Source organism: Pseudomonas sp. EL_65y_Pfl1_R83 (assembly GCF_963970695.1).
Lineage (GTDB): Bacteria > Pseudomonadota > Gammaproteobacteria > Pseudomonadales > Pseudomonadaceae > Aquipseudomonas > Aquipseudomonas tritici.
The window spans coordinates 1-528 of record NZ_CAXAQI010000238.1 but is presented as its reverse complement, the minus strand read 5'-3'; the positions used below and the strand labels follow the sequence as shown (position 1 = coordinate 528).

The following is a 528-nucleotide window of genomic DNA, read 5'->3' as shown; positions in this document are numbered from 1 at the left end:
TATAATGGCGTGCGCGGGCTGGGCGATCCGCGTCCGCTGCGCCTGCCCGGCGGGCGCAGCGTGTGGGCGCAACCAAGCGCGCAGCATCCCGATGGCTTCGTGCTGCCCTTCCACGGTGATTCGACCACAACGCAGTCCTTCCGCGTCGATGGCTCCGAACAGGGCCATCAGCACAATCTCACCATCTTCAACCGGGGTCGGTGTGATCGCTGGGGCGCGACGCGGCAATTGCACCAGCGGATGCTGAATTATGGAGCGGGCGACCTGCCTTTTTACTATGCGCTCGCCAACGCTTTCACGATTTGCGACGCCTATCACGCCTCGACGCTGACGCAGACCTATCCCAACCGGCTGCATTTGTTCACCGGCTGCAATGGCGGCGGCACCGTCGGTGGCGATCCCGAAATGGACAATTATGGCGAGGACGAAACGCCCAGCGCCGACATGGCGACCGACCAGCCGCTACGCCCCGATGCCTATCGCTGGACCACTTATGCCGAGCGGCTGGAACAAGCGGGCGTAAGCTGG

1 protein-coding gene is annotated in these 528 nt (G+C 63.8%); it reads left to right on the top strand.

The genetic code is table 11. From position 1 onward, the window contains the following. On the top strand, window positions 1-528 hold a 528-nt coding region (locus AACY08_RS28615), incomplete at both ends, for an alkaline phosphatase family protein (RefSeq protein ID WP_339472461.1).